We start from the raw sequence: 2295 nt of genomic DNA on the forward strand, positions 1-2295 counted from the left end.
TGCCGGCCGCTGGCCGGCACCCCGGAATGCCTGCTCCGGGATACAGAACGACACGCAATTGCGAGCTATTCTCATCAATGATGTAATGGGCAGTCCCCGTCCGCTTCGAACCGTGCCGTGAGCCGTCCTGCCTCTTCCACCGTGCAGCAGCAACAGAACCGTGGCTTCTGGCTGCGGACGCTGCACCAGTGGCACTGGATCAGCTCGGCGGTGTGCCTGATCGGCATGCTGCTGTTCGCGGTGACCGGCCTGACTCTTAACCATGCCGCGAAGATCGAGGCCAAGCCCGAGGTGCAGAACCAGCATGTGGAACTGCCGGCCGCGCTGCTGGGCCAGCTGGGCACGCGCGAGGACGGCAACGCGCCGATTCCGCGCCCGGCCCGGCAATGGCTGGACACGCAGCTGGGCATCGCCATCGGTGGGCGCCCGGCCGAGTGGTCGGCCGAGGAGATCTACCTGTCGCTGCCGCGCCCCGGTGGCGACGCCTGGCTGAGCATCGACCGCGAAACCGGCGCGGTGGAGTACGAATCGACCTCGCGCGGCGTGGTCTCCTACCTCAATGACCTGCACAAGGGCCGCAACGCAGGCCCGGCGTGGGGATGGTTCCTGGACCTGTTCGCCGTGGCCTGCCTGGTGTTCTGCATCACCGGCCTGTTCCTGCTGCACCTGCATGCGCGGCAACGGCGCATGACCTGGCCGCTGGTCGGCCTCGGCCTGATGATCCCGCTGTTGATCGCCCTGCTGCTGATCCACTGACTTCCACCGTGAATTCCATCCGTTCCTCCGGAGCCGCCCCATGCGCGTCACCCTGACCATCGCCCTCAGCGGCCTGCTGGCCACCTCGCCGGCCTATGCCACCACCCTCGACATCAACGTCGAAGTGCCCAAGCTCAACGTGGCCGAGTACCACCGCCCGTATGTGGCGGTGTGGCTGGAAGGCGCCGACCAGAAGGTCGCGGCCAACCTGTCGGTCTGGTACCAGCAGACCAGCAACAGCGAGGGCCACGGCACCAAGTGGCTGCCCGACCTGCGCCAGTGGTGGCGCAAGAGTGGCCGTACCCTGCAGGTGCCGGTGGACGGCGTGACCGGCCCGACCCGCCCGGCCGGCAGGCACGCACTGTCGTTCAGCGACAGGCAGCCGGCACTGAAGCAGCTGGCCCCGGGCAACTACGCCCTGGTGGTGGAGGCGGTGCGCGAAGTCGGCGGCCGCGAACTGCTGAAGATCCCCTTCACCTGGCCGGCCACCGCCGCGCAGAACGGCAAGGCGCAGGGCGCCACCGAACTGGGTCAGGTCACCCTGTCCGTCAAACCGTAATTGTCTGAGCCGGGGTCGGATCCCTTCCACAGGAAGGGCTCTGACCCCATCGCCACATCCCCGGGATCAGAGCCCTTTCCGTTGGAAAGGGATCCGACCCCTTCCAACTGGAGTCTTCCGCATGAAGCGCACGCTCGTCCTCGCCGCCGCCCTGGCCGCTGCCCTTCCCTTCTCCGCCCTGGCCCACAAGGCCTGGCTGCTGCCCTCGCAGACCGTGATCGCCGGCAACGCACCGTGGATCACCGTCGACGGTGCGGTCTCCAACGACCTGTTCTACTTCAACCACGTGCCGCTGCGACTGGAATCGCTGGTGATCACCGCGCCGGACGGCAGCACCGTGCTGCCGCAGAACGCGACCACCGGCAAGTACCGCAGCGTGTTCGACATCGAACTGAAGCAGGCGGGCACCTACCGCATCGCCTCGGTCAATGACGGCCTGTTCGCCACCTACGAGCAGAACGGCGAGCGCAAGCGCTGGCGCGGCAGCGTGGCGACTCTTGGCGAACTGCCCAAGGACGCGAAGAAGCTGGAACTGAGCCAGTCGGTGGGCCGCGTGGAGACCTTCGTCACCAACGGTGCACCGAACGATACCGCCCTGAAGCCGACCAACCGGGGTATCGAGCTGGTCGCTGTTGGCCACCCGAACGACCTGTTCGCCGGCGAGGAAGCCACCTTCCGCGTGCTGGTCGATGGCAAGCCGACCGCTGGCCTGGAGTTCGAGATCGTGCGGGGCGCCACCCGCTACCGCAACGCACAGGACGAACTGAAGCTCACCAGCGACGCCAGGGGCGAGATCAAGGTGACCTGGCCGGAAGCCGGCATGTACTGGCTGGAAACCGGCACCGAAGACAACAAGACCTCGGTGAAGCAGGCCGCCAAGCGCCGCCTGAGCTACGTCGCCACGCTGGAAGTGCTGCCGCAGTGATGTGGACCACGATGCCGGGCACACCCCGGCATCGCCGCCACGCCGCATCACCATG

At 67.2% G+C, this 2295-nt stretch carries 3 protein-coding genes; all 3 read left to right on the top strand.

The window, feature by feature from the left end:
• The first annotated feature begins 117 nt into the window (after window positions 1–117).
• Entirely contained in the window at window positions 118–756 is a 639-nt protein-coding gene (locus ABGA94_RS09455) for a PepSY-associated TM helix domain-containing protein (protein WP_111127817.1), read from the top strand.
• A gap of 40 nt (window positions 757–796) precedes the next feature.
• Complete coding sequence (locus ABGA94_RS09460; RefSeq protein ID WP_134955971.1) at window positions 797–1315, top strand: DUF2271 domain-containing protein; 519 nt, start codon at window positions 797–799, stop codon at window positions 1313–1315.
• A 121-nt stretch (window positions 1316–1436) separates the two neighbouring features.
• On the top strand, window positions 1437–2240 hold the full coding sequence (locus tag ABGA94_RS09465; RefSeq protein ID WP_095376991.1) for a DUF4198 domain-containing protein: 804 nt from the start codon (window positions 1437–1439) through the stop codon (window positions 2238–2240).
• The last annotated feature ends 55 nt before the right edge of the window (window positions 2241–2295 follow it).

This window comes from Stenotrophomonas sp. 3diitr2024, assembly GCF_042136455.1.
GTDB classification, from domain to species: Bacteria; Pseudomonadota; Gammaproteobacteria; order Xanthomonadales; family Xanthomonadaceae; genus Stenotrophomonas; species Stenotrophomonas sepilia.